Annotated in this window: 23 protein-coding genes and 1 tRNA gene; 17 read left to right on the forward strand and 7 right to left on the reverse strand. The window is 29.1% G+C overall.

Annotation, left to right across the window (positions count from 1 at the left end; translation table 11 throughout):
* Positions 1–26: 26 nt before the first annotated feature.
* The 4 genes from EV144_RS06845 to EV144_RS06860 form a co-directional block, all read right to left on the reverse strand.
* The gene (locus EV144_RS06845) at positions 27–572 is read right to left on the reverse strand and encodes a hypothetical protein (RefSeq protein WP_134147310.1); all 546 of its coding nucleotides are present in this window, start codon (positions 570–572) and stop codon (positions 27–29) included.
* On the reverse strand, positions 550–972 hold the full coding sequence (locus tag EV144_RS06850; protein WP_134147312.1) for a type I restriction enzyme HsdR N-terminal domain-containing protein: 423 nt from the start codon (positions 970–972) through the stop codon (positions 550–552). The genes EV144_RS06845 and EV144_RS06850 overlap by 23 nt, the downstream gene beginning before the upstream one ends.
* A gap of 213 nt (positions 973–1185) precedes the next feature.
* Positions 1186–2463, reverse strand: a complete 1278-nt coding sequence (locus EV144_RS06855; protein ID WP_134147314.1) for a hypothetical protein — start codon at positions 2461–2463, stop codon at positions 1186–1188.
* Complete coding sequence (locus EV144_RS06860; protein ID WP_134147315.1) at positions 2463–3476, reverse strand: nucleoid-associated protein; 1014 nt, start codon at positions 3474–3476, stop codon at positions 2463–2465. Before EV144_RS06860 ends, EV144_RS06855 begins: the two co-directional genes overlap by 1 nt.
* 627 nt (positions 3477–4103) lie before the next feature.
* On the opposite strand from EV144_RS06860, the gene EV144_RS06865 reads away from it, so the two are divergent.
* From EV144_RS06865 to EV144_RS06885, 5 genes are all read left to right on the forward strand, one after another.
* Positions 4104–4188: transfer RNA gene (locus tag EV144_RS06865), tRNA-Ser, on the forward strand.
* A 518-nt stretch (positions 4189–4706) separates the two neighbouring features.
* Positions 4707–6989, forward strand: a complete 2283-nt coding sequence (locus EV144_RS06870; RefSeq protein ID WP_134147316.1) for an Eco57I restriction-modification methylase domain-containing protein — start codon at positions 4707–4709, stop codon at positions 6987–6989.
* Between the two features lie 111 nt (positions 6990–7100).
* Complete coding sequence (locus EV144_RS06875) at positions 7101–7316, forward strand: AAA family ATPase (RefSeq protein ID WP_134147317.1); 216 nt, start codon at positions 7101–7103, stop codon at positions 7314–7316.
* A gap of 135 nt (positions 7317–7451) precedes the next feature.
* Positions 7452–7724: a hypothetical protein gene (locus tag EV144_RS06880; protein WP_134147318.1), complete on the forward strand. Its 273-nt coding sequence runs from the start codon at positions 7452–7454 to the stop codon at positions 7722–7724.
* Positions 7714–8916 (forward strand): hypothetical protein, encoded by a 1203-nt coding sequence (locus EV144_RS06885; RefSeq protein ID WP_134147320.1) that lies wholly within the window; start codon positions 7714–7716, stop codon positions 8914–8916. Before EV144_RS06880 ends, EV144_RS06885 begins: the two co-directional genes overlap by 11 nt.
* Positions 8917–9332: 416 nt before the next feature.
* Here EV144_RS06885 and EV144_RS06890 read toward each other — a convergent pair whose 3' ends face one another.
* Positions 9333–10229, reverse strand: coding sequence for a helix-turn-helix transcriptional regulator (locus EV144_RS06890; RefSeq protein WP_134147322.1), 897 nt, complete (start codon positions 10227–10229; stop codon positions 9333–9335).
* A gap of 241 nt (positions 10230–10470) precedes the next feature.
* Between EV144_RS06890 and EV144_RS06895 the strand changes: the two genes are divergently transcribed.
* The 9 genes from EV144_RS06895 (at position 10471) to EV144_RS06940 (ending at position 20576) form a co-directional block, all read left to right on the forward strand.
* Positions 10471–11454 carry a hypothetical protein gene (locus EV144_RS06895; RefSeq protein ID WP_134147324.1) on the forward strand — a complete coding sequence of 328 codons (984 nt, stop codon included), beginning with the start codon at positions 10471–10473 and terminating at the stop codon, positions 11452–11454.
* A 27-nt stretch (positions 11455–11481) separates the two neighbouring features.
* A complete protein-coding gene (locus EV144_RS24275) occupies positions 11482–12231 on the forward strand; it encodes a hypothetical protein (protein ID WP_208326836.1) in 750 nt (249 codons plus the stop codon).
* A gap of 44 nt (positions 12232–12275) precedes the next feature.
* Positions 12276–12578: a hypothetical protein gene (locus tag EV144_RS06905; RefSeq protein WP_134147326.1), complete on the forward strand. Its 303-nt coding sequence runs from the start codon at positions 12276–12278 to the stop codon at positions 12576–12578.
* A 103-nt stretch (positions 12579–12681) separates the two neighbouring features.
* The gene (locus tag EV144_RS06910; RefSeq protein WP_134147328.1) at positions 12682–13245 is read left to right on the forward strand and encodes a hypothetical protein; all 564 of its coding nucleotides are present in this window, start codon (positions 12682–12684) and stop codon (positions 13243–13245) included.
* 120 nt (positions 13246–13365) lie between these two features.
* Positions 13366–14226: a DnaB-like helicase C-terminal domain-containing protein gene (locus EV144_RS06915; RefSeq protein WP_134147330.1), complete on the forward strand. Its 861-nt coding sequence runs from the start codon at positions 13366–13368 to the stop codon at positions 14224–14226.
* A gap of 441 nt (positions 14227–14667) precedes the next feature.
* Positions 14668–15138, forward strand: a complete 471-nt coding sequence (locus tag EV144_RS06920; RefSeq protein ID WP_134147332.1) for an exonuclease domain-containing protein — start codon at positions 14668–14670, stop codon at positions 15136–15138.
* A 99-nt stretch (positions 15139–15237) separates the two neighbouring features.
* Positions 15238–16977, forward strand: a complete 1740-nt coding sequence (locus EV144_RS06925; RefSeq protein ID WP_134147334.1) for a DUF262 domain-containing protein — start codon at positions 15238–15240, stop codon at positions 16975–16977.
* On the forward strand, positions 16967–19174 hold the full coding sequence (locus EV144_RS06930; protein ID WP_134147336.1) for a DUF262 domain-containing protein: 2208 nt from the start codon (positions 16967–16969) through the stop codon (positions 19172–19174). The genes EV144_RS06925 and EV144_RS06930 overlap by 11 nt, the downstream gene beginning before the upstream one ends.
* A gap of 658 nt (positions 19175–19832) precedes the next feature.
* Positions 19833–20576: a hypothetical protein gene (locus EV144_RS06940; RefSeq protein WP_134147341.1), complete on the forward strand. Its 744-nt coding sequence runs from the start codon at positions 19833–19835 to the stop codon at positions 20574–20576.
* A gap of 67 nt (positions 20577–20643) precedes the next feature.
* Here EV144_RS06940 and EV144_RS24120 read toward each other — a convergent pair whose 3' ends face one another.
* Together EV144_RS24120 and EV144_RS06945 are read right to left on the reverse strand one after the other, a co-directional pair.
* Positions 20644–20790 carry a hypothetical protein gene (locus EV144_RS24120; RefSeq protein WP_165571323.1) on the reverse strand — a complete coding sequence of 49 codons (147 nt, stop codon included), beginning with the start codon at positions 20788–20790 and terminating at the stop codon, positions 20644–20646.
* 154 nt (positions 20791–20944) lie between these two features.
* Positions 20945–21157, reverse strand: a complete 213-nt coding sequence (locus EV144_RS06945) for a hypothetical protein (RefSeq protein WP_134147343.1) — start codon at positions 21155–21157, stop codon at positions 20945–20947.
* Between the two features lie 122 nt (positions 21158–21279).
* Between EV144_RS06945 and EV144_RS06950 the strand changes: the two genes are divergently transcribed.
* The 3 genes from EV144_RS06950 (at position 21280) to EV144_RS06960 (ending at position 25338) form a co-directional block, all read left to right on the forward strand.
* A complete protein-coding gene (locus EV144_RS06950) occupies positions 21280–22200 on the forward strand; it encodes a helix-turn-helix transcriptional regulator (RefSeq protein WP_134147345.1) in 921 nt (306 codons plus the stop codon).
* Between the two features lie 416 nt (positions 22201–22616).
* On the forward strand, positions 22617–24926 hold the full coding sequence (locus tag EV144_RS06955; RefSeq protein WP_134147347.1) for a dynamin family protein: 2310 nt from the start codon (positions 22617–22619) through the stop codon (positions 24924–24926).
* Positions 24919–25338: a hypothetical protein gene (locus EV144_RS06960; protein ID WP_134147349.1), complete on the forward strand. Its 420-nt coding sequence runs from the start codon at positions 24919–24921 to the stop codon at positions 25336–25338. The genes EV144_RS06955 and EV144_RS06960 overlap by 8 nt, the downstream gene beginning before the upstream one ends.

Here is a 25338-nt window from a genome sequence, read left to right on the forward strand (position 1 = left end):
AAACCCACAATCTTTACAAACCTATGTTATGGACTTTTATTTTCATTCAAAGTATTGAACTTCCAATGGTAGATAGCTTTCGTCGTCATATGATGAATATTTATACTAAGCACCGCATACATATTGAAATCAAATCTTTCCGTAGGAATGTCTACATATCGAAAAGGTTGTCTTTTTAAAGAGTCTGAAATTTTAGTTTTTAATTGTTGAGGTAAAATTTGTAATAACTCTTGATATTTCACTTCATCAAAATCAAATGATCCTGCAAGTTTTTGAATACCCCCTTCAGTAATGTAAGTTCCAAAATTACAGTTGATTGAATATAGGTTATCTTCTAATTTAGCAATAAAAGCAATTCCTTCCATTGGAAAACATATAGGTTCATAAAAGTTTTCCTCTATTCCAAACCTCATAATGAATAATCCCATATCCCATTTGAAATCTTTTAAATGGGGGTTCTTGACAAATTCTGGATTTAAATGTTTCTCTAATTCTTTCCAATTCTCTTTTAAATCTTTGATGTGAAATTGTAAAATAGGATCTGTTTTTTTACATTGAAAATTCATTTCCATTACATAAACAAAAAATTTCACTTCTTATTTCTTGATGTACAGCATAACTATATGCCTGAGCAACATTCTTTCCTTCAAAAATATTTTCAGAAGGACGCTTAGCATCTAGAATCCATTTATTTTCTCCATCAATTTCAAATGTGTAATCTGGTATTATATTCACATTATGTTTTTTTGTTCCGAAATAGCAAAATGGGTGTTTTAAATTTTTACTTCGAATTATCTTGTTTTTAGATGACGCACTATATCCTAGCTTTTTTAAAATTGGTAATACTATTTCTTCTCTTACGGCATCCTCTTTGAAATCTTTTGAATCCAATAGATTAAAGTCGAAATCTTTAAATAAATCTTCAAATTCATTATCTTCTCCAAAAAGTTGATTTAAATAATCATATTTCATGTCTTAACTATATTTAATTGTTTTTCTTTAATTTTCTATAACTTATCCGCTTGAAATGTTTCGGACTTCGAAGACGAGTACTTTCTTCTAAATTAAAATACGGCTTAAAACGATAATTCCCGAATATTTGTTAGTGCTTATTCTTTGAATTTTCAAAATCATCTCAAATACAAAATCAACTCCGTGGTAAGACAATTAACTAATCAATTCTATTTATGCTACGCTTTTATTTTCCACATTGTTTAATACTGAATTTCTTGAGATTGCTAATATAAAAAGTAAAGCAAATGAAATTATGAATATCTGGGTCAAGTTTAAGTTTAAATAGCTGAAAATAAAACCTATCATTATAATATTTGTAATTCCTAAAATCCAAAAATAAGATTCAGTGATTAATTCTAAATGATTAACTCTTGCTGTTATTCTTGATTTTATTTTTGTGAAAATTTCTAATTCTTTCGGGTATTTAGTGAAAAAATTATTTTCTTTTAGCCCTTTGAAATCTTGATTTGAAATTGCATCGATATAAGATAAATCATTAAAGTTGATTTTTAGTAATAAGATTAAATATATATTTGTAATAATTATTACAATAATTAAAAGTATAAGAAAGATTGAATTTTCTTTTACTTTTTCTACGGCAAATAATGTTGTTGCAATGAGTATGGGCAGTCCAATAATTTTTTGAGTGAGATTATTTAAAATTTCAGAAACGTCTTTAAAATATTTAGATTTATATTCATCATACTCTTTTCTAATTTTATCGATAGATAAGTTGTTTAAATAAATCTCAAAATTTATTTTCGCATTATTTGTAATGTCGTTTAATTCCCCAAAAACATTGTTAATTCTATTATTAGCATCATATCTACTAGCATATTCAATAATTGAACTTTTTAAAAATTTTGGTAAATGATGATTCTGCTCAACAAAACAATTTTTGAAATTCTCCAGATAGTTATTTAAATTTATTTTCTCATTAAAGTGAAATATTTCGTTATAATATTTAATAATTAATCTGCCTTTGTCAGTTAAACTAGTAAAAACTATTTTCCGTGAGATATCATTCAAATAATCTACAAAATGAAAAGCTTCTTCAGTATCAACTTCTTGACTTTTTAAAAATTCGATGAATTCTTTAAACGAAATAGTATTTTGGAAAAAATAGTTTTCAGGTTCTTCTTCAAAATTTACAAATGTTATATTGTTTATTAATGAATAGGGTAAATTACCTATGTTCAATATTAAAACCTCATCATTACTTTTTATTTCTGTCAATCTTAAGTAAGAATTGAATTCTGAATAAATTTTAATTGGTAAATTTTCTTTTTCAACACTAATAGTTTTATATCGAATATTTTCATATTCAATTCTTAACGCAATTAATTGATCTTCCATATTTTCAGAATATTGAAAATCAATTACATCTGCTTTAATTTCAAATACAGATCCTTTAAAAATTTTAAATATTTTTTTATGAATATCAATCATTATGTATTTGTAATTTCATTTCTCAATGCCTTAGCAAAATTTTCTGATTCAATTATTACAAGATTTGGGTTATCATTTGATAATCTAACTTTTTCATTCAATACGCCACGTGAAAATTTCAAGTTTATTCCATCTCTATTGACTTCAAGTTTAATGAATTTTTTTAATTGTATTTTATTAAATCTAAATTCGGTATCAATAGAAATATTTTCCTGCTCAGCATAATTTGTTATTGTATTTTCATTTTGATAAAAATGTTTGCTCAACTCCCGTACGTTTATCGTGTCGTTTGAACTACTAGAAGCAAAGCTATAAACCAAATTTCGGAATTCTTCAATATCAAATGCAGTGTTCGTGTTTGGATTTATTGGAGGTTCAATTTGTGTAATTATTTTGTAAAGTGATTTTGTATAATCAATACTTGATTCAAGTTGTTGAATTGAAATCCAACTTTTAAAATATTCGGATACTTCTTTTTGCCTTAATTGCGTGAATGAAAGGTAGTTTATTTCCTTATTTTCAATTCTATTTTCATTTATACGACAGGCCATCGCTAAATTTTTTGTATCAACATATTCAATTGTTTGTATTGAATATGAATTTGTTGTTTTTTTTAAAATTTTGCCTTCTACATCACGAATTAAAAATACTCCAAAAAAATTATAACCATTATCTGTGTACTCAGTGAAAACAAAATATCCACCAGTTGCAAAAAAGACAGGTTTAATCAATTCAACTAAATTTCCTATAACTTGTCTTGTAAAACTTATGAAGTCGTGCATAGTTCTTGTAGAAGTTCTGTAATCTGTGAACTTTTCAGGAAAATATTTACCTTCTGAATCATCAAATATTGCATATAAAATTCTATCACTTCTAAAACTATCAGAAAGTGCAGTTACTAATGCGGTAGATTCATCACTAATTGGTATTAATTCTTCGGAAAGTATCAAATCTACTTTTTTACTCTCACTTTCTTTTTTTAATTCGTGAATAATAATCTTATTTAATATCATACTTTGTCATTTGGTTGTTGAATTCTCCTGTTTTTGTGGTAAGTTTAGCATAACTGAATTATTCATGCTACAGAATGTCTTAATACCGTAATTTTTCAGATAGCGTTATACCATTTATTAGCTTTAAATACCAAACTTATAGAACCTGTTTTATTCTCATTTACGGATTTCCATAATTTCTAATGAAAGAAGCAAATTAGTTTTTTAATATGGAGAAAAACCAAGTATAAATACGTGTTTTGTAATTTTAACTAAATAAAAAAGATGGCTAAGCATCTTTTTATGAATATCTATTTTTCTTTAAATCGAAGTCAAAATCTAATAATTCTTATGGAATACTAAGACCTGTGGTTGGCTTTGTGGAGCAGGAAATATTTCAGGATTAAAAAAGGGGAACAAATTTGTGGATATTGCGCAAAAAATTTTTAACCTCTGGCTATTTATTGAAAATATAAATATGTGCATGAATTCTATTTTAAATATGGATACTTTTAGTTATTGCTCTGGTTTCACTTGGATTTAGTATCTAATTTTATTTTCTTTACAAATAATGTCAAAAAATTTTCTGCAATAAAAAAAACATTCTATATTTGCACCCGCAAACAAGCGAAATGTTCGCGTCTTATTGGAGGAATGGCAGAGCGGTCGAATGCGGCAGTCTTGAAAACTGTTGACTGTAACAGGTCCGGGGGTTCGAATCCCTCTTCCTCCGCTGAAGGCTTAAAACTTAAAGATAGCAAGTTTTTCAAAAAAGCCTAAAACAAGCGGTAAACCCTGCAAATCAAAAGATTTGCAGGGTTTTGTCTTTTATACTCATTTTCAAAATTTTCAAAAATGCTCAAAAGTTTAGTGCGACAATCATGGCACAGTCAGAAATGGACTTCATACTTTTTCTCGCACAAAAGTTAAGGCGAATTTTACGGATGTTTCACTGGTTTAACTTTTGTGTTAAAATCGTGGCGTATTACATTTTACAAAAAATAAAAATTCAGTAAAATAAAGTTTGCCGTGTTTAGGTTCGAATCGGCAAACATCCATCTTCACATATAGAAACATGTAAAACATAAAAGAATATGCTGATGAACTTCTTATGAAATTGCTGTTCTACTGAGGTAAAAAAATGGTTTATTTCTAAGTGAACGTACTGGAATCTTAGATGTTTTCGGACGTTATAATTTCACAATTAAGGAAGACGAACCGCTAGACAAAGAGGTTGCCGTTGATCCTGAAATGCTCGGTAAAGTCTTTGAAAACATGTTAGAGGTCACTGAGCGGAAGAGCAAAGGTGCATTCTACACACCTAGAGAGATTGTGCATTTTATGTGTCAAGAAAGTTTAATAAATTATTTGCATAATGCCTTTAATGATCATAGAGACTATACTTCAGACAAAAAAAACATCATAATTACAAAATCTGATATTGAAGATTATATTCATCACGGACATTTTGCTATTGAAAACAACTTTTTTCTTAACAATGATAATGAAACAATAAATAATCAATATCAACTTCCCGAAAGCATACGCAATAATGCTGAAGTAATAGATAAAAAACTAAGTAACATTCTTATTTGCGACCCAGCAATTGGATCTGGTGCTTTTCCGGTAGGATTATTACATGAGTTGGTTAATGCACAATTGGTATTAAAACCATATTTTGGATTAAAATACTTAAAAGAAAAATTCCATCAATTCGGATTTGATGAGAACGAAAATATAAACGAAAGTCGATACGTATACAGATTAAAACGTCATATTATTCAAGAAAGTATTTATGGAGTAGATATAGATGCAAGTGCTATTGATATCGCCCGTTTAAGATTGTGGCTATCACTTGTAGTAGATGAAGATGACTTAGAACCAATTGAAACATTGCCAAATCTAGATTATAAAATTGTATGTGGTAATTCCTTAATAGGAATGCCAGAAGAAATTTTTTGGAACCTGCAGGTATTAGAAGAGATCGAGACCTTAAAACCCTTATTTTATGATGAAACTGATGAAAAGAAGAAGAAAGAATTACGAAAAAAAATAAGTTCAAAAATAAAGGAGCTTTTGGATGAAGCTGAAAATTTTTCGGGATATAAAATTGATTTTGACTTTAAATTGCATTTTTCTGAAGTGTGGCACAAAAAAGGAGGATTTGACATTGTTATAGGAAACCCTCCATATGGCTTATTAAATAAAAAACAAAATCAAAATTTTGCAATTACAGTTAACTCTGAACATTTAGATTATTTTAAAACTTCAAAAAAATTCGAATCAGCAAAAGGAGGGATTATAAACGTTTTTCGATTGTTTATTACACAATCTGGAATACTTCTCAATGATAATGGAATTTTTGCGGAGATATTTCCACTTGCGTATACTGGTGACGTTACGTCAAAAAATATTCGTGAGCATAATTTAAAGAATTTTAGCATCATCGGAATAGAGGCGTTTCCAGAGAGGGACAATGAAAGTAAACGCGTATTTAAACATGCAAAAATGTCTGTCGCGATTTTGTTTTTTACTAACAAAAACAAACCTACAGATGAATTTTATTTAAGAATTCATTCAGATAAATATATTGATTATTCAAATGATAAAGTATTATTAACTAAATCTGATATTACGAAACTAGATCCAAATTATTTTACTATTCCTGTCTTATCCAAATCGGATTTACAAATTCTACGTAAGGTATATTTTAATCAAAAAAGAATTTCAGAAGTTACAAACTGCTACACAGGTGAAATCGATTTATCTCTCGATAAAAAATACCTACAGGAATCAAGTAAATTTTCGACTTTACTGAAGGGTGCTATAATAGGAAGGTATGAGATAAGACTTAAAATGAGTCAGGGAGAGATAATGTATTTAGATTCAGAAGAATATTTGCAAAATAATAAAGGCAGCAGATCTACACATTATAAATTTGACAGAATCGGAATGCAGGGAATAACAGGAGTTAATGAAAAAATGCGCTTAAAAATGACCTTAATTCCTAAGGGAGTTTTTTTGGCAAATTCTGTAAATTATATTTTGATGCCTGAGGGTTTATATCAAAATAAACTAGCTTTATTACAACTAAATAGTGAACTACATAATTACATATTTAAACTGACAAGTACAAATAGTAATGTTAATGGTTACGAAGTTAACAATTTGCCAATTATTATAAATTCAGTACACAAAGACATTGTCAATATCGTTGTTGATTACATGCTTTTTATTACAAAAATAAATACAAACCAGAATAATATTTTACAATACAAATTTTTTGATTCTCTGGCTTCAGCGATTACTTATGAACTTTATTTTCCTGAGGAATTTAAAAAAGCCAATAAGGAAATTTTAATCAATTTGATTAATTTAAGTCCAATCTATGATATAATGACTGATGAAGAAAAATTAGCAGTTATCCAATCTGAATTTGAACGTTTATATGATGATAGACACCCTGTTAAATTCGCTATTGAAACACTTGACAGTATAGAAGAAATTAGAATAATTAAAGAGACTCTCAAGTAAAATATAAACAAAGATCATAATTAATATATTCCACTCAAATTAAAGTTGCACAAAGCACTCATGTTGAAATAGTATTTCTTTTATCTACGTTATATATCAAAACTGTTAAAAATGAAAATTAAGACAATCACTATAAATAAGTATAAAGCTTTTACAAAAGAAGAAAAAATTCCAATTAATGAAAAAAATGTTTTTATTTATGGTGAAAATGGCAGTGGTAAAAGTTCATTATACTACGCGTTAAAAGATTTTTTTCAGTCAAGTGTTGAACCCATTGATATGATCTCATTACGAAATTATACGCTTTCTGATGGCTTAACCGATTGAAATGATTTAACTAAAGACACTAATACAATTCCAATTACTGATGCAAATAGATTAAAAAGTTTTTTAACATATAAACATTTATTAGGAATCCACAACGTTAAAGTTTCGCAAGAAATTGATGTATTTGAATTAATAGTGAATGGGGTTTTAAAACATTTTAAATCCGCTACCATTACTGGTAGTGTTGAATTAGGAATTCTTTGGAATGACTTACATAAAGAACATGCCAAAGAATATGGAAGTGGTAAAGAGTTTTATTATGCTCGTCAAAAAAAAGCATCTGTAGAACGTAAAGCATTAGCCTTTAATAATGCAATAAATAAACTTTTTTTAACAGGTAATCCTGATTATTTGGCACCAAGCGTAAACAAAATATTAAACGAATTATCACCTAGGTTTGAAAATTGATTTTAATCGGCACACGGTAACTATTAATGAATGGGGCAATATTTCGATACCGAAAATTATATTAGAAGTCGAATCTCAAGGTGTTTTATTAAATACTAAAGCACCACATTTTTCTTTAAACGAGGCTAAATTATCAGCTATTGCCATAAGTATTTTTTTAGGTGCGATTCTTAGACAAAGTTCTTTTTCAAAAGACATTAAGCCACTTTTTTTAGATGATATACTAATAGGTTTGGATAATGAAAATCGATTAAAACTATTAAATTTATTACAAGAAAAAGATGTACCAGTTGCAGATAAAGTTTTTAAAGATTTTCAAATTTTCATTACAACTTATGATAGACATTGGTATGAAGTAGCAAAACTTAATTTACCTAATTGGAAGTTTATTGAATTTTATAAGGGTTCTAATGGTCCAGAGATATTTCATAATCAAAAAACAAATATTGAAAAGGCTAAAAGTTATTTTAATGCTTTTGATTTTCCTGCCAGTGCAAACTGCCTTAGAAAAGAATGCGAAAATATATTAAAAGCCAAACTTCTAGAAACCTATACGGTTGAAAAAGGAATTAAAGGACTTGTAAAATCACCAGATTTAGAAACCTTGATAAATCGATTAAAAGAATATTATGAACATCTTAGTATTCAACCTCCAAACGATTTAGTACAAAGTCTGCAGAACTATAAAAGCATTTTATTCAATCCCATGTCACATAGTGATTTAGAAAGTCCAATTTATAAAAATGATCTTGAGCTAGCTTTTAAAACAATTGACGATTTGCAGAAGATAGTTTTACCAATAAGAAAAGTAATAATAGAAAAGGACAGTCTATTTAATCTTGAGCTACCTACAATAAATTATACCGCCGAAATTGTTATCGCAAAAGATGCTTATCTAGTTGAACACAATTCAACTAAGAGTATTAGCCCAATAGAGTTCTTTTTTAAAACTTGGACTAGAGAAGGAATTGAATTTGCAGTTCCTACTGGAAGCCCGCCAAATGCATTAACTAATAATGATAGATTAGAAAAAATAAAAACAAGTATTTTTACTATCAAGAAGGCCGTTGGCGGTTTGAATGTCACTTGTATTGATCGTGGACAAGCTGAAATTAGCGAGGAAGATATATTAAAAGCATTAGTTTTTGCTGGGGAGACAGCATTTGATATTATCGAAAATTCGAAAAAATAATTATATAATTTTAACAAAATGATTCAGATAGTGAACATATATAATGAAGATAATGCATTTGCATAGGTAATAAACCCAAACTTTTTAATAATGCCCTTTAGTACCCTGCTTTTTTTGAAATATCTTTCATCACTTTTTTCCACAATTTCAATTTCTGAAAATTGAGTTTCAAATAAAGCGTCTAAAAATAAACATTTTAGCTTATGCTTTTCTCGGCCTAAAATAAAACGCTAGTAAATTTGCGAACGGAATCCCCCTATTGTTAACTTTCAATAGTTGTTGTTTTTTTTAGGATCTTTAAAGAGAATTTCTTCCTGTTCAAATTGCTTTTCCATGTTTTTTCTTTAATATTTTCTGGATAATATATCAACTTCACTGCGCACAGTTTCTTAGTTTTTTTATCACTTAACTTTTAATTATTGGTATTTTTTCATCATTTCTGAAATTCTCTTCCTTAATGTATTTTGCAGAGCAATAGGCTCAAGCACTTTGACCTCAGCACCATACTTTAAAAGTTCCATTACAACCTCATTTGTTGGATGAATAAACAATTCTATCAATAGACCTTTTTCAGTATCTGAGACGACTTTTTGAGAAGCATGAAGCGGAAACGATTTTATATAATTGCCTTGCTGCCAAGAAAATTCTAAAAGTAGCTTTTGTGCCGGTTCATACTTTTCAATGCCGAAGGAGTGCCGGTAAATTTTATCCACATTGCAATTTACCTGCTTGAATTTAGTTTCCAAAATTCTAAAATCCGTAATGCGGTCAAAACCAAAATTTCTGACTTCTCCATTCTTAGTATCAACGGCGATCAGATACCAGCGATGCTGGGCTTCCTTTATGGCAATAGGCTTAACAGTCCTTTGCGTTATTTCCATATCCCAAAATTTGGTATGGGTAAATGATACCATATAATAATTCTGTATGGCATATAATATTCCATTTAAAAGATGGGTGCCAGAAGATTTTCGGCATTCTAAATAAACACTCGGCGTAATTTTATTTCCGCCTTTTAATGCCTGGTGGATGGAAAAAGATTCAATCATCCGTGAGACTGAAGCATTTTCAATTCTATCCTCAATATAATATACCTTGTCCTTTCTATCATATTGAATTAAGATTCCAAACAAATCATAGATATCAGTTTTGTCTCTGTCAAATGTCCTGTTGGAGTATTCAAATTTACCGCCTAAATCATCGCTTTCCAGTTTAGTCATTACGTACTTATGTATCTCCTGAAAACTGCTAGGAACCGAAGTCAATTTCTCAACTATATATAAGTAACGTTTGTAAAATCCAACTTTTGCCATAATCCTTAAAATTTAGAAGTGCTAAAATACCTATTTACTCCGTCATAAAATGTCGCTTAAATTTTAATCTATTTTAAATCTAAGTGACACACTTTGTCGCTGTGGTGGTATACCTTTGAAAATTAAAGATAAAAAGACATAAATTCAAAAGCAATTAGCTCTAAACATTGTCTTTCTGGTTTTATTTAATAGATTTATAAAAAACTAATGAAGCCAAATTAATTACAAAAAAGCAAAAAAAATGAAAAATCGTTTCTTTGAGGAAGATGAATTTAAAAAATGGCTTGTTACAAATCAGATTACCAGTGAGGACTCGGCATATAGCTATTGCTCTTACGTAAATTCTGTTGAAAAAAATTTTCATTTTAATTCTAAAGTAGAAGATATTGCATCCGGAAAATTAAATAAAACATATCCTGACTTAATTATTGAAATACTTCAGGCGCTGTCCGAAAAAAATATTGCTGAAAAAATAAACAAATCTTCTAAAACATTACGCAACTGGAAAAGCGGATTTATCGCATACGGCGAGTATTTGGCGACGAATTTTGAGAACAGCACTGAAACAGGTTCTGAAGAAATCAGCAAGGACAATTATACATCATTTGATTCGGAATATTCCAAAGAAGACATATACAAGAATTTTACTTTTAGATTAATCACACAGGATCGCTTTTATGAAAATTTGTATTTCCCTGTAAGTTTTATTAAACGAATTTTTTACAGAAATAAGGAAAAGCTTTTCTTTGATAATTGGATCAATTCTATATTAGATGATACTGTTTTACATTTTAAAGATTCCGAAAATTTGTTGAAAAACATAAGCCACATTTTCTTTGACAATCAGGGCATCAAGGCAAAAATCCTTAACAATGTTTCGAATTTATATACCAAACTTCCTAATAATATTGATAAGGAGCCGTTCATCTCTAACGAGATGAAAAAAATAGCATTGGATCACTGCAAACCGATGCTTACGATAATCAGGGATAATCATCATCAATTGATCGAATTGCAAAAAATAACAAATGATATTAATAGAATAATTGGAAAAGGCAAAATTAATCGAACTGCATTAAGTCAAGCCAGCAGACAGCTGTTTGAGCAAAGCTATCTTGATACAATCAATCTAAACCAGCTGAAAGCAGAATTAAATATTATTGCAGACGAAACCTCATTACAATTAATGGATGCTAAATTTAACTCAAGCAAGGGAGCTAATTAGCTTTTCAGCTTACTTAAAAAAGGCGCTATGGATAAAATTAAAGTCATTAATGAAATTATAAACAATTATTTTAAGCAAAATAAGGATATCGACATTATTAATGCAAAAGATTTGATGCCGGACTTTATCCGCTTAAAAGTCTTTGCCACAGATCAAAAGAATGGTCTTCCAATTCGAAAAATCCTGAGAAAGCTCGATAAGGATAACCAACTGCATTTGATTCCACATGTTTATTTCGAAAGAAAGTCTAAAAACACAAATTGGTTCTTCAGAAGAGCAACCGATTCTGTAATAGAAATAAAATCTATAGAAAGAACTAGGTCAAATAAATCTGAAAAAACAACCGGGAAGACATCCAAAAATCGCGATGAAGATTATATCTTAGATTTGTGTGATAGAATTTTGAAAAAGAAAGGATTAAGACAGTACAGGTTTGATTTTTTAACTGGAGATTCCGGCAGAAAACTTCCTGTAGATGTTTATTACGAGAACTTATCACTTGTAATTGAATACAGAGAATATCAACATACAAATACGGTTGATTTTTTCGACAAACCAGACAAACAAACCGTTAGCGGGGTCTGCAGAGGGGAACAGCGTAAAATTTACGACCAAAGAAGACGCAATATATTACCTGAAAACAATGTGAGGCTACTTGAAATCGATTATTCTGAATTTGATAATACTAAGAATAAAAAGATTTTAAGAAATGAAGAGAATGATTTGAAATATATTCAGAAGAGGCTGACTAAATACATAAAGACTATAGATAAATAATATAAAAACCAACAAACTATTTTTTAATCAAACCAAATAAAAAAATGAATAAAATAGAAAAATTCACAGCAGAATATTCAAGATTATATCAGGAGTTAGAGAATGGCAATTTTGAAGTAGAGCATGATGTATATTCCCTGGAGCATTCCTTACAGGAAGAATTAACATATTCATTCGGAAATGAAGGAGAAAAATTCCAAAAACTACTAAACAAAATAAAAAAGATGAAAAAAGAATTTGATTTTTATGACCAGGAAGTAGAACTCGACAGAATGTTCCCTGACCGCCACGATGACGATTTTGATGAGGAAAGCATGAATTATGACAGTGTATTTGGTGACGATTAAAAAGTTCAAACATAATACTGCGGTTTTCTAAATTTAAATTATATGTCCGCCATAATATGGCACTAACCAATGATAATTTTACTTTTCAAAAAGATCATTTTAGATGCATAAATTAAAAATCAATCTTCACGGAGAAAGCTGGATGCTAAAAAAATTCAGCTGTTCAAAAGAAGATTTTGTTCTTTGCACAAAAGCTGCAGAAAATATGAACCTTATAATAACTGAGGCGCTTCTCGATCCTTTTTTTTATTACTACCTAAAAAGTAATGTGATTCCATCTCTTGAAAACTTACCCGGAATAAAAATAAACGGGCTACTAAACACGCCCAAAAATCAGATTGAAATAGTACTGGACGGAAAAAGACTAAAGAAATTAAATATTGAAAATTTGACAAATCAGCTGTCTCTTTTCCCACTATACAATATTCAAACCAAAAACTCATCAGAAATGGATGAAACCGGAATTTACATTGAACAAACAGCTATTGGTTTCGTCGGGAGTTATGAAGCAGAAATTGATTATTTCAACATAGAAGACCTTACTTTTAATCTGATTAAACACGGTGAAAAACTTTTATTCCATTATCCATCCTATAAGACGAAAAGCTTTAAATTAAAAAAGAAATCAACTTTACTAACCTATCAAAACTGTTTTGAAATCAGATAAGTTTATATCAGCACTTCATAATTGTAAAAAATTCCATAATTTAAAAAAATACTTTCTCTACATTAAATTAAAAATTCTGCGACAAGTATTGGCATATCAAATTATTTTCTTTGTTTAAAAATGATGATATTTATAGAAAGGACGACCTTAAGTTCATTTAGCGAAGAGTTAGCAAAAAGAACAGAAAATATTTCCAAAGGTCACAGTAAAATTGATGGTATTTCAACTGGTTTTGATGAACTTGATAATTTAACAATGGGATTTAAACCTGGTGATTTAACTTTAATTACAGGAGTCGACGGAATGGGGAAAACTCATTTTTTACTGAGTTTAATTCAAAAAATAGTTTTTGAGAAAAAATATAATGCCGTTTTCTTTTCTCTGCAGATGAGCAAGCAGCAGGTCCTTTCAAAAATTTTATGTCAACAAAAGAATATATCTGAAAACATTGTCGGGATCACAAATATAAATGAAATGGAAAATTTCCCTTTGTATTTAAATGATTTCCCTGCTCTTACAGTCTCAGATATTGAAGAAACCTTATCATGCGTTCCTCCTGACTTTGCCAAAATTATAATGTTAGACTCTTTAGAGTTATTAAGTATAAATAAAAAAGATAAAGTTGGCAAAATTTTAAACAAACGAGAATTAACTAAAATAGTTTTTAAACTAAAAAATTTAGCTTTAAAATTAAATATACCGATTGTACTGCTTTCAAATCTTAAGCTAGCGCAGAAAGAAATTGGAAAAAATCTATCTAGGCGGCCAACTTTATTGGATTTAAGAACCTATGCGCCTATAGATACTTATGCAGATTTAATTTTACTGTTATACAGACCCGAATATTATAAAATTAAAGATTGGGATGATGAGGAGAACAAATCAACAGATGGCGAAGCAGAAATTATCATAGCTAAAAGCAATTATGGAAAACTTGCTAATGTCAGGATAAAATGGAATGTTTTCAAAGACTTCATATAAAGTGAAAAATAAAAAATCAAACAAAATAAAAGCATTGTTCACAGCAGTTCTTCTATTGTCTTCCCAGTAAATTAAAACTAAAAAACAAGCCATTTCAATAGTTTTTAGATAATTACCCTTCAAAATTATTTTCAACTCAAACTAATTAACAACAAACCGTCCTGTCTGGCTTATTTTTTTACATCATAATTTAAAATCAGGTAGTTTTACTTGAAAATCAAGATAGCGAAATTCCGAAATTTACAGTCATATAATATTACAGGATCCTTAATGATAGAAAAAAAATACTGTATTACGGAAAACCGTTTTTTACTCAGTTTCTTATTTTTTATTTTCACATTTATTTTACTCCGCCATAAAATGGCAGACAAGGGATTTACTTTTGAAAAATAAAACTATGTTCAATTTAATATATTTCAAAATGACTAATCTCTACATTTAATGAACACCTTTACTGCAGTAGATTTTGAGACGGCAACCGGTTATAGAAACGGTTGTCAAATCGGATTGGTTAGGGTTGAAAATGGAATCACTGCCAAAGAAATAAATTTATCAGTGCAGCCACCTGGGAATTTCTACTGGAGTCGATTTACAGAAATTCATGGAATCTCATCAAAGCAGACAATTAATGCTCCAAGTTTTGATCAAATCTGGCAGATCATAGAACCCTATATATCAAATCAAAATGTTGTGGCTCATAATAGTTTTGGATTTGATTTTCCTGTTCTGGAAAAAACACTTGATCATTCCAATTTACCAATTCCTAACTATAATAAAATCTGTACTTATAAAATTTACGGATCAAAATTATCTAACTTGTGCAGGCAACATAATATCCTGCTCAACCATCACGATGAACTGAGCGATGCGAAAGATTGTGCTGAGTTGTATTTGCGTTCTCTTTCATTATAATGAATAGGTAATTTTAAAAATTTAATTCAACTAAAAAAATAGCTCATAAAATATTAAGATCAAATCAAAAAAGTCAAATCCTTAATAGAAATAATCTGCATGAATAATCCATTAATTTCATTAAAAAAATACTTAGAAAAAGAAAAAACTTTTCTAATACCAAATTATCAAAGGGGATATGTCTGGGGAAAATCCAGAGATTCTCAGAAAAATTCCGTCCAATTCTTAATTGAGAGCATAATAAATTGCTATAAAAATAAAACCGAATTATTTCTTCAAGGAGTAACAGTGTCTGAAACTGAATCAGAATCCAACATAGAGTTAATAGATGGCCAACAAAGAACGACTGCTTTATACTTAATGCTGCTTTATCTAAAATATGATGGGAGATTTTCAATCAATTACACGGTAAGAACACAATCTCAAGAATTTCTAAACTCTTTAAAAACCAAAAGTACGGAGGAAATTATTGAGTGTTGCGCAGAAAATTCAGAGGAAGAATTTCAAGATATTTTTTATTTCAAAAAAACAATAAGAATTATTCATCAAGAACTCAAAGATTTTGACAAAACGGATCTTATTAAATTTTTAATAGATGATGAAAAAGTAAAATTCCTTTATATTAATATCCCAAAAGAAAGAGCCACTACTGTTTTTAAAATGATGAATGGCAATAAAGCTGTCATGCTAACAGAAGAAATAATAAAGGCGGAAATGCTTCGCCTGGTCTCAAATCGTAAGATTGACAAAGAAAATTTAAACGAAGAAGCACTTGAGGCTGTAAGGTGGAATGAAAATCTTACTAGAAGTAAATATGCAAGGGAATGGGATAAATGGCTATATTGGTGGAATAAGGACGATGTAAAAAAATTCTACCATACGGAAAATGTTATGGGCCTTCTGATAGAAACTTTCTACAATACAAGCAATTCAAAGGAGAATTATAATTTCGAAAACTTTAGAGATAATTTCTTACGTGGCAATGACAATACTTTTCTTTCCAAAGATGTATTTTATAAACTGCGTCAACTTCAGAAAAAGTTTGAAGATGTTTTCTATAGTTTTGATGAGCAAGAGCATCAAAAGAAACTTCATAATAAAATTGGGGCAATATTGACCTTATATAGCATTGAGGATCGTAAAAAGTTTGTTCAACGCTATTTTGCAATGCATGAGCCGATTAATATTGATGAATACTTGAAACTAGTTTATTTAGGTCTAAATTTTTCACAAGTCGATAAAGTATTAAATAAAAATGACAATTCAGATGAAATTCTTACAGAAAAGAAAGAGGATTTACTAAAAACTTTAAACAGTAACAACTTATACCAAGAAGATAACTATCAAGCATTTACTCAATTATTACGATTAAACATTGAAGAAGATACAAAACTTGGAAGGAAATTCGATTTTTCTATATGGAATGAAAAATCCTTGGAGCACATTCATCCCAAATCTAAAGTGTATCGCATTGAAGATGGCCTTATAAAGAATGGAAATAATGAAATAATTGATAAGGACATTAAAGATCTCGAAAATGATTCTACCTACCTGAATAGAGAAAACTTTAATAAAAATGGAACCGAACACTGTATTGGAAATCTAGTTCTTCTTTATAAAAATGAAAATTCTAGTTTTGGTGCTAAAGATTTCAATGATAAAAAGGCTTTATATTTCAATTTAAATAGAATCAATACTTTTCGAAGTCGACATCTGTTACATACTATTTCTGTATTTGCTCAGCAAAAATGGGGTGTCGAAGAAATTCTACAGAAAAAAGAAGATTTTATTGATGAAATAAAAAAATATTATGAAATAAAAGAATATTATGAAATATAACAGATTGACTACCGGAGAAAAATACACCTTATATAATTTATTTTCTAATGACAATGTCGTGATTATTCCAGATCTTCAACGAGACTACTGCTGGGGGAATATATCAAATGACAGGGATTTAGTTCATGACTTCGTTAAAAATATAATTGATAATAGTAACTCAGAATTGAATTTAGGCCTGATTTATGGCTATGAATCACCTATAGGTCATATTCAACTTTGTGATGGACAACAACGCATTACAACACTGTTTTTATTGTTGGGTTTAATAAACAAAAAAAGCAGAAATGCATTCCAGAATCAATTGATATCACTTTTTGAGTTGGAGCATGATGATAAAGATCCTTATCTTCAATATTCCATCCGTGAAAGTTCTCTCTACTTTATAAGTGATTTAGTATGTCATTTTTTCATCGCTGAAAATACTTTAACAGTAAGTGATATTAAATTACAGTCTTGGTATTTCAAAGACTATGATCTTGACCCCAGTATTCAAAGCATGCTTAGCGCCTTACTAACAATTGAGCAGCAAATCATAAATATAAATGCTCTTGAATTAGGCGATTGTGTAGTTAATCGTCTGTCATTTATTTATTACGATATGGGAACCAAAAGAAATGGAGAAGAAACATTTGTGATCATCAATACTACCGGAGAACCTCTTACCGCCACAGAAAATTTAAAACCCCTTTTTATTGGCGCTCAAAAAGCAGAAAAGGCAGAGTACTGTAGCCGAAAGTGGGAAGAATGGGAAACTTGGTTTTGGAAAATGAGAAGAGGAGCAGGAAATAAGGAAAATGATACAGCGGACAATGGTTTTAGAGAGTTTTTGCGATGGATCACTCTGTTAAATACAAATGATACTGAATTCAAAAGAATACAGGAAACAAGCCTTTTCGATTTTGATCTTAACTTTGATGTTGATGAGATAAATGAATATTTTAATATTGTAAAATATCTATTTGAAGATTCTGATTTATTTAATAATAATTTAGACTGGCTAGCTCCAAATGAGGTAAATAATCAGATCGTTTGGTTCAGACTTCTACCCATAATAGAGTATATAAAAAAGTTTGGCAAAAGTAATATACGAAATACCATTAGAGTAAAGACATTCTTTAAAAATCTTTCAAGAGTTGATAACATTTCAAAAGCAGTTGGTATTTTACTTCCTGAAGCAATAAACATTATCAAAAAAATGGATTCTGATGATATTGCCGAAATCATAAATTTGTATGGATTATCTACACAGATTCTTACTGAAGAGGAACGCAGAAAATTTACTATTTACATCGAAAATCATGGATCAAGGGTAGAGATGGAAAATGCCTTATGGAAGGCTGAGGAACATCCAATATGGAAAGGAGAAATTCTTACACTGGTAAATTGGACAACAATTGATGGTAATTTTAATTTTACATTATTTAACGAATTCAACAAGGTGTTCTGCAAATTATTTTACGATACTCTCAAATATCCGGAATTAGATATTACGAGAAGAGCACTGCTTACAAGAAATTTAAAGGAATATCCCAGAAAATTTAAAGGATACACCAACACTTCATTTTGCTGGGAATACTCAGATTGGCAAACTTTGATCAATGAAAATGAATTAGAAATCGGCAAGTTTCTGCATGAATTAATTCATGCTTCAGACATAGATTTAGAATTGCAGTCTATGATTAACAATAATCTTCCAGAAAAAGAATTTGATGAGTTTGTAAAAATTCCCGAATTATTAGAATATTGTACTCAAAAAAATATTCAATATTCTCATAAAGATGGCTGGCTCCTGGTGAGTGGTCAAAAAACAAGTGGTGATTATGCTATTCTCAAGTTTTATAGAACTTATCTAGACATGAAATCTGTTCCTTTTTGGGATATTGAGGCTTGGAAAGTTAATTTTTATGGAACTTATGGCAGATGCATTTACTTTGACAATAAAGAAGCGGATATCGCGATTGACTTAATTTTTGTCGATGAAAGTAATTATAAAGTGGAAGTTTTCAGACGAAAATCGAATTCTGACAGTATTAAAAATGATTTATTGTTTTTAGAACAGGATTTAAATTGGAACGGCGTTAGATATGAATCCAACTTAATTAATATTCAAGACAGCATAGAACTGATAAAGAGAATACAGCACACTAATTTTAGCAATATTGTGAATGACTCTTCTGTAAAATATTCAATTTAATTGTGACGTACCAGATATACAACTATTCTAAAATAAAAAGTTTCTTTAACATAAATACAAGTGAAAAATCAAATTTAAAATTTGACAAGAAACTCATAAAACAATAACTGAATTGTTTTATCATAAAAAAGGGAGACAATATTGTCTCCCTTTTTTATGATAAATAGTTTTAAAAATTTGACCATCCGCAAAAGGTGTAACTAATCGGTCACTTCAGTAAACAATGAGTTTAAATCTGTTAATTAAAATTTAGCGTCACATTATGGCATAGTGGTCTGTTTTCTTTGTTTAATGGGAAAGCCGAAAACCATATACAGAGTAAGCATAAACTAAAAAAACAAACTATGTCACAAATGATTACCAAAGACAATGAATTGATCAGAATCAATCCAAGCAACACTAACAAGATTGAATACTCAACAACTTCCGGCAGGTCATGGCATGTAAGGTATTCGGGATCTTCATACGGAAATTTTCAAGATTTGACTGACAATGGCAAAGAAATATTAGCAACTACCTCCAAAGGTCTTTACTGCTCTACTACCAACGGAAGAAGCTGGCATAAAAGAAACAAACTTTTTAGTAAATTATTACAAACGACACACTTTGACAGTGTGTCGTTTTATTTTTGATGACAGCAAACCAAACATTTTAACCCATGATTCGAAATTATGATGAGCTAGTGATTTACATTGCAAAAATTGAAAAGCAGATTCCAAAACTTAAAGCTGAACAGCAAAAGCACATTTATAATCTAAATTTTAGAAATGCAAAAACAACTCTAGCAAAACGACAGTTTATAGAATTGCAAATTTTAAATTACATTGGATATTATCAAGAGAAAATCAAAAACCACCATCTTGAAAATAAATTGTATGGTTCCAAACTAAGTTGCATAAAAATGTCTTATCAAACCAAAACTATGACAAATGATCTAATTTATTGTCTGCAGCAGCTTATGATCGAATGTGATGAACTTAAAAACGACCTTTGGATATTTTCAGTGCTAGATTCCTATTATTGTCTTGCAATAAAAGATAAAAGAAAAAAAATAATTTTTAAAATGGAAGAAATTTATTTTGAGTTAGCAAATACTATACTGTTTTCAGATGAAAAAGTTAATGCAAAACAAATCTATAATTATAATTTGATAGTAGACTTTTTTAGTAATTATTACATCTCAGCTATTGAAAATTTGGAAGAAAAATTTAGGCATAAAAAATCAGACTCGAATTTCATTCAGTCACTTGCAAAACTTTTCAATGCACCTACAATAAAAATGAAACAATTCAAATCAGAAATTGAAAAAGAAACAGAAGAAACCACAAATCAGCTCAACTCTCTAGTAAAAACAAAAGAACGTTTTGAGCAACTGAACAGAATCGTTCTCAATCACTTTTAAGCTAGTCCATAATTTAAATACTTTATAAAACAAGGTTTCAGTTTTAAAACTGAAACCTTGTTGGAAACTAGGCTCCTGCTCCTAATGTTTGAATAATTCCAACAGTCCAGATTATAGGTTTCCACAATATAACAAAACCAATAATCGATAATATTGAAAATACTGCCCAAAAAGAAAAATCATACGCTAATGTAAACTCTGGAAAATAACTCATGAGAAAATAATAAACCCCAAATGGAATTGCCAAAAAAGCTACAACTATCCAAGCTATGCATTTTATAAGGAATGCTATAATGTTTAATAAAAATTGAAATAACATAGGTTTGATTTTTATGACGTTAGTCGAGTTGAAAATTTAAATTATTGTTTTACCTTGCATGCTTATTGTCAGGATTATCGTCGGCAGCAATTATCAACCCGGTTGCTAATAAAGATAATCCCGCAGTAATCATTCCAATCGTCTTGGGACTTTTATTCGAATAATTTGCAATTGCTACTCCTGCAGCAACACCAGTGTTTAGAATCGAACTTAAATTGCTGAAGTCAAGTTCTGATTTCGATTTTTTGAATAATTTTTTCATAATACAGTTTTAAAATTTGGTGGCTAAAGTATCCCTTCATCACGACAATTCTTGTCGCTCTTTTTTTAAGTAAAAAAACATTTGCGACACGCATTGTCGTTTTAGATTTATACTTTTGAAATATGAAAGAAAACAACCAAACACATTTAAATGCAACTCAGGTTTATCGCACCAAAATTTTAGTGGAGACTTTAAAAAAATACTCGTCGGTACATCGTAATGCATTAATAAAAGAGATATGTGCGAAGGAAACTTCCAAAATATCTATACGCACATTACAACGAGATATAAAGTTGCTGAATGAAAAATACGGTATCATTATTAAACTCAACAGGACCACTTCAAGTTATTGGTTAGATGATGAGAAATCCGCCACTATTGATTCTTTTCTAAGTCATGTCGAAATTCTTGCGACAGCTGAATTAATCAGGTCTAATTTTAACGAGACCAATAATGCTTTGGCATATATTGAATTCGAAAATAAAGCTACAATTTCAGCCACGCCAAATTTCAAGACGATTTTAGAAGCTATCCATCAAGCATTGCCCATTACTTTTAAACATTTTAGTTTTTATCATTTAAAGGAAGAAAATTATACTCTAAAGCCTTACTTTTTGAAACAATATCAAAATCGCTGGTATGTTGTTGGAGAGACTGAAAAAGGGTACCGTACTTTTGGGATTGATCGATTGAAAGATATTACAATCGGTAACAAAAAATTTAAGCAAAAGACTGAGGAAGCAATGGACAAGTTTAGGAATGTTGTCGGACTTAACTATGTTGATCATGAATTGCAAAAAGTTATTCTTTCATTTGATATTTCACAGAGACCTTACGTTGAGTCACTGCCTTTGCATCATTCTCAAAAACAAATCAAAATTGATAATGAAAAAACTTTTGATATTGAATTACATATTCATCCCAATTTTGAATTTAACCAGCAGGTTTTGAAGTATGGAAGTTTAGTAAAAGTTATTGAACCAAAATGGTTAGCTGAGAAGGTCAAAAAAGAGATAAAAAAAGCCTTGGAAAACTATAAATAATTTAACAAGAAAAATTTATATTTGAAAATAATACCAAAATCAAAATGATAACTATTGACAGATCCTACTGCAGTACCGAAATTGATATAATGTTCAGAAAAGAACCTTAATGGAATTATAAATCTTAAAACGAGGATTTAATGATTTTCCTTGGTTACCACGATTGCTATAATGAGAAACACTTTATAGAAGAAAGTCTTAAGGTTTAGAGCAAATACGCTCTTCCGAAGCCATTTTTATGACCTATAGACAACTTCTCAGCAATGAGTAAATTGCCGAAGTAGTAAATTGTGGTAAAATCACTTCAGAACGCTCTAAACTATCAAATGATCTAAAAGAAAAGGAATTGTGGAAAATTGGTTACTTTAAAAAAGCTGATGCGGACATTTTGAATAATTTAAAAAATAAAAATAAAAATGAATATAAATACTGACTCTATCAATTCTAACCAAAATAATATAGGATTAACTAAAAGCGAAAATTGTATAAAAATCATATATAAAAATGATACCCAAGAAGTTAAAATTGAAAACGAATTGTATGAAGAAGTTGGTGTAGCATCCCAATGCAAAAATTTAATTTTTGAAAATAATTCTAAAAATAGTATTGAAACTTGGTTTGCAGTTTTTTTATTAAAACTTCACGAAGAATTGAACGATGATTTTACTATATATTTTGAAGGTTCAGATAAAAATGTTATTTTAATAAAAAATATAATCGAAGAGTTCAATTATGACTATAAAAGAAACTTCTCTTTTAGAACGAAAGATCAGCTTGAGGATATTAAAAGAATAATAAAATTACTTGAAAAAAATGAAAGTGAATTAATTCAAAATACGATTCGAAATTATGATCTTACTTCTTTTTCCAATATACTTGAAAATAACGAAGTACCAATTGTGGTTATAGCTACAATGAGTGCGGGTAAATCCACCTTATTAAATACATTTATTGGACAAAATTTAATGCCCTCAAAAAATGAGGCCTGTACTGCAACCATTTGCGAGGTTAAAAAGAGTGAATTCGATATTATCACAGGAGAGGTGATAGATGAAAACAATGAAATTATACAAAAAAAAGGAGAAATAAATTCTCAAATAATTTCTGAATTTAATGACAAAGGTAACAATCGGTATTTGAAAATAAAGATTGAGAGCCCCATTGAGAATATTAATGTGGAGGGCATGAGTGTGGTTTTGATTGACACTCCAGGCCCAAACAATTCTTCAAACCACAAACACAAGGAAATCACTTACGATTTAATTAAAAATAAAAATAAAAATGCCTTAATTCTTTATGTTTTAAATGCAACGAGTTTAGGAATACATGACGATAAAAATTTACTAAGTGAAATAAAAAATACTTTAGAAAATCAAGGCAAAAATGCATTGGATAGAATCTTATTCGTTTTAAATAAGATCGATGGATTAGACCCTGAAAAAGAAAAAATAGAAGAAGTCTTAAATAACTGTAGAAAATACTTGGAAAGTAATGGAATAAAAAATGCAAAAATATTTCCTGTTTCTTCAAAATTTGCATATTTGGCTACAAGAGACTTTGAAAATTTAAGCCGATCAGAAAAAAGTGATTTAAGAAATTTTAGAGAAAAAATGCTTCCTGATCCTGCTGATGATTACATTGGGTGTAACACTATTAAGGACGCACCTATTCCTGAATATATTAAAGAAAAATTTTACAACGATGCACTTAAAAGTGATAAGTTGGCTTCATTTCACTACTCTGGTTTTTCCTCACTAAAATATTATTTAGAACAACATATTAAATACAATCATAAATCTTATTTAATAAATCAATTATTAGAAATATTAACTCCTTTATTAGATCATGTAATTTCTATCAATAAAAGGGAATTAAAAAACTCTAATGCAGAAATAAATAAGCAATATGAAGAATTAATCCAATTTCAAGATTTTTTAGATAAGAAATATGATGATCAAAAAAAAAATCTTCATGAAGAAATTACAAATTTAAAATTTAACGAAACTTTTTTTATCAAATTAAAGCTCCAAACTGATAAAGAATTTGACAAAATAAATATGTTGCTTAAATCGAATCAAATAAGAAAGGAAATTTTTTTGGATTTAAAAAACCAATCAGAAGATATATTTACGAACTTAAAAATTAGTTTAGAAACCTCAATAAAAGCAGATTGTGAAGATTCTATTAATGAGTCCTCAAAAAATATGAATGAAATTATCAGAAAAACTTTTTCAAAATTAATCCAAGAAGCTCCAATATCTGAAAATAATACTGATAATTTTATTAGTGAAATAAAATTATTGATAAATCAAAGAAAGTATGAACAACAATCATCAGTATTAAAAGGATATAAAGATGAATCATCTATTTGGTTTAGATGGTTCGGATTTGGAACAGAGAAAAAAACTCCTATTTATGAGAATGTAGCATACATTAATGGTACAAAAGTATATAATGAAATTTTCTCACCTCTTCAAAACGAAATTCAAAACAAAATAAATGAAGCAAAGTTATCATTGCGAAACAATGTTAAAAAAATTAAAGAAAACGGTTTTAGGACAATAATACTAATCGAAGAAAAACTTCAAGAAAAGAGGAATCAATATGGCCAAAAACTCCAAGTAAAAGCAATGAGCGAGAAAAAAAGGAATGAAATTCAGCAACAACTGTTTGATTTAGAATTAAACAAAAAAATAATTTTAAATATTGAAACGAATAATGGTTAATTATAAAGATTTTTCAAACTTCATAAATGAGGTAAATTTAAACAATGTATTTAACATAAAATCAGAATTGAGTAGACTTATCATGTTTCTTAATGGAGAAAAGAAACTTATAAATGAAGCAATTGATTATGCTACTGAGAATAGCGATTTTAAGTTTGAAGAGCATATTTATTTTCCATTAGAAATTGAACTTACAACTGTTGAGGATTATTATTCTTATGAAAAAGCTCTTCTTTTAGATAATTTTTCTGAGCAAAGACTCCATAAAGTAATTGAATTATACCATCAGCTTTCGAAATCAAAAATCGCTGAAGAAACTAATACAGAAGCTACAGTAAATAAAAAGCAAATTGTCATGGTAACTATAGTGGTTGTTGTTTTAGCGGCGGTTGCATATAAATGTTTAAAATAA

Source organism: Flavobacterium sp. 270 (assembly GCF_004368785.1).
Lineage (GTDB): Bacteria > Bacteroidota > Bacteroidia > Flavobacteriales > Flavobacteriaceae > Flavobacterium.

Coding starts and splice junctions, on each gene's coding strand:
- EV144_RS06845 (WP_134147310.1), bottom strand. CDS start 572: ATGGAAATGAATTTTCAATGTAAAAAAACAGATCCTATTTTACAATTT.
- EV144_RS06850 (WP_134147312.1), bottom strand. CDS start 972: ATGAAATATGATTATTTAAATCAACTTTTTGGAGAAGATAATGAATTT.
- EV144_RS06855 (WP_134147314.1), bottom strand. CDS start 2,463: ATGATTGATATTCATAAAAAAATATTTAAAATTTTTAAAGGATCTGTA.
- EV144_RS06860 (WP_134147315.1), bottom strand. CDS start 3,476: ATGATATTAAATAAGATTATTATTCACGAATTAAAAAAAGAAAGTGAG.
- EV144_RS06870 (WP_134147316.1), top strand. CDS start 4,707: ATGCTCGGTAAAGTCTTTGAAAACATGTTAGAGGTCACTGAGCGGAAG.
- EV144_RS06875 (WP_134147317.1), top strand. CDS start 7,101: ATGAAAATTAAGACAATCACTATAAATAAGTATAAAGCTTTTACAAAA.
- EV144_RS06890 (WP_134147322.1), bottom strand. CDS start 10,229: ATGGCAAAAGTTGGATTTTACAAACGTTACTTATATATAGTTGAGAAA.
- EV144_RS06895 (WP_134147324.1), top strand. CDS start 10,471: ATGAAAAATCGTTTCTTTGAGGAAGATGAATTTAAAAAATGGCTTGTT.
- EV144_RS24275 (WP_208326836.1), top strand. CDS start 11,482: ATGGATAAAATTAAAGTCATTAATGAAATTATAAACAATTATTTTAAG.
- EV144_RS06905 (WP_134147326.1), top strand. CDS start 12,276: ATGAATAAAATAGAAAAATTCACAGCAGAATATTCAAGATTATATCAG.
- EV144_RS06910 (WP_134147328.1), top strand. CDS start 12,682: ATGCATAAATTAAAAATCAATCTTCACGGAGAAAGCTGGATGCTAAAA.
- EV144_RS06915 (WP_134147330.1), top strand. CDS start 13,366: ATGATGATATTTATAGAAAGGACGACCTTAAGTTCATTTAGCGAAGAG.
- EV144_RS06920 (WP_134147332.1), top strand. CDS start 14,668: ATGAACACCTTTACTGCAGTAGATTTTGAGACGGCAACCGGTTATAGA.
- EV144_RS06925 (WP_134147334.1), top strand. CDS start 15,238: ATGAATAATCCATTAATTTCATTAAAAAAATACTTAGAAAAAGAAAAA.
- EV144_RS06930 (WP_134147336.1), top strand. CDS start 16,967: ATGAAATATAACAGATTGACTACCGGAGAAAAATACACCTTATATAAT.
- EV144_RS06940 (WP_134147341.1), top strand. CDS start 19,833: ATGATTCGAAATTATGATGAGCTAGTGATTTACATTGCAAAAATTGAA.
- EV144_RS24120 (WP_165571323.1), bottom strand. CDS start 20,790: ATGAGTTATTTTCCAGAGTTTACATTAGCGTATGATTTTTCTTTTTGG.
- EV144_RS06945 (WP_134147343.1), bottom strand. CDS start 21,157: ATGAAAAAATTATTCAAAAAATCGAAATCAGAACTTGACTTCAGCAAT.
- EV144_RS06950 (WP_134147345.1), top strand. CDS start 21,280: ATGAAAGAAAACAACCAAACACATTTAAATGCAACTCAGGTTTATCGC.
- EV144_RS06955 (WP_134147347.1), top strand. CDS start 22,617: ATGAATATAAATACTGACTCTATCAATTCTAACCAAAATAATATAGGA.
- EV144_RS06960 (WP_134147349.1), top strand. CDS start 24,919: ATGGTTAATTATAAAGATTTTTCAAACTTCATAAATGAGGTAAATTTA.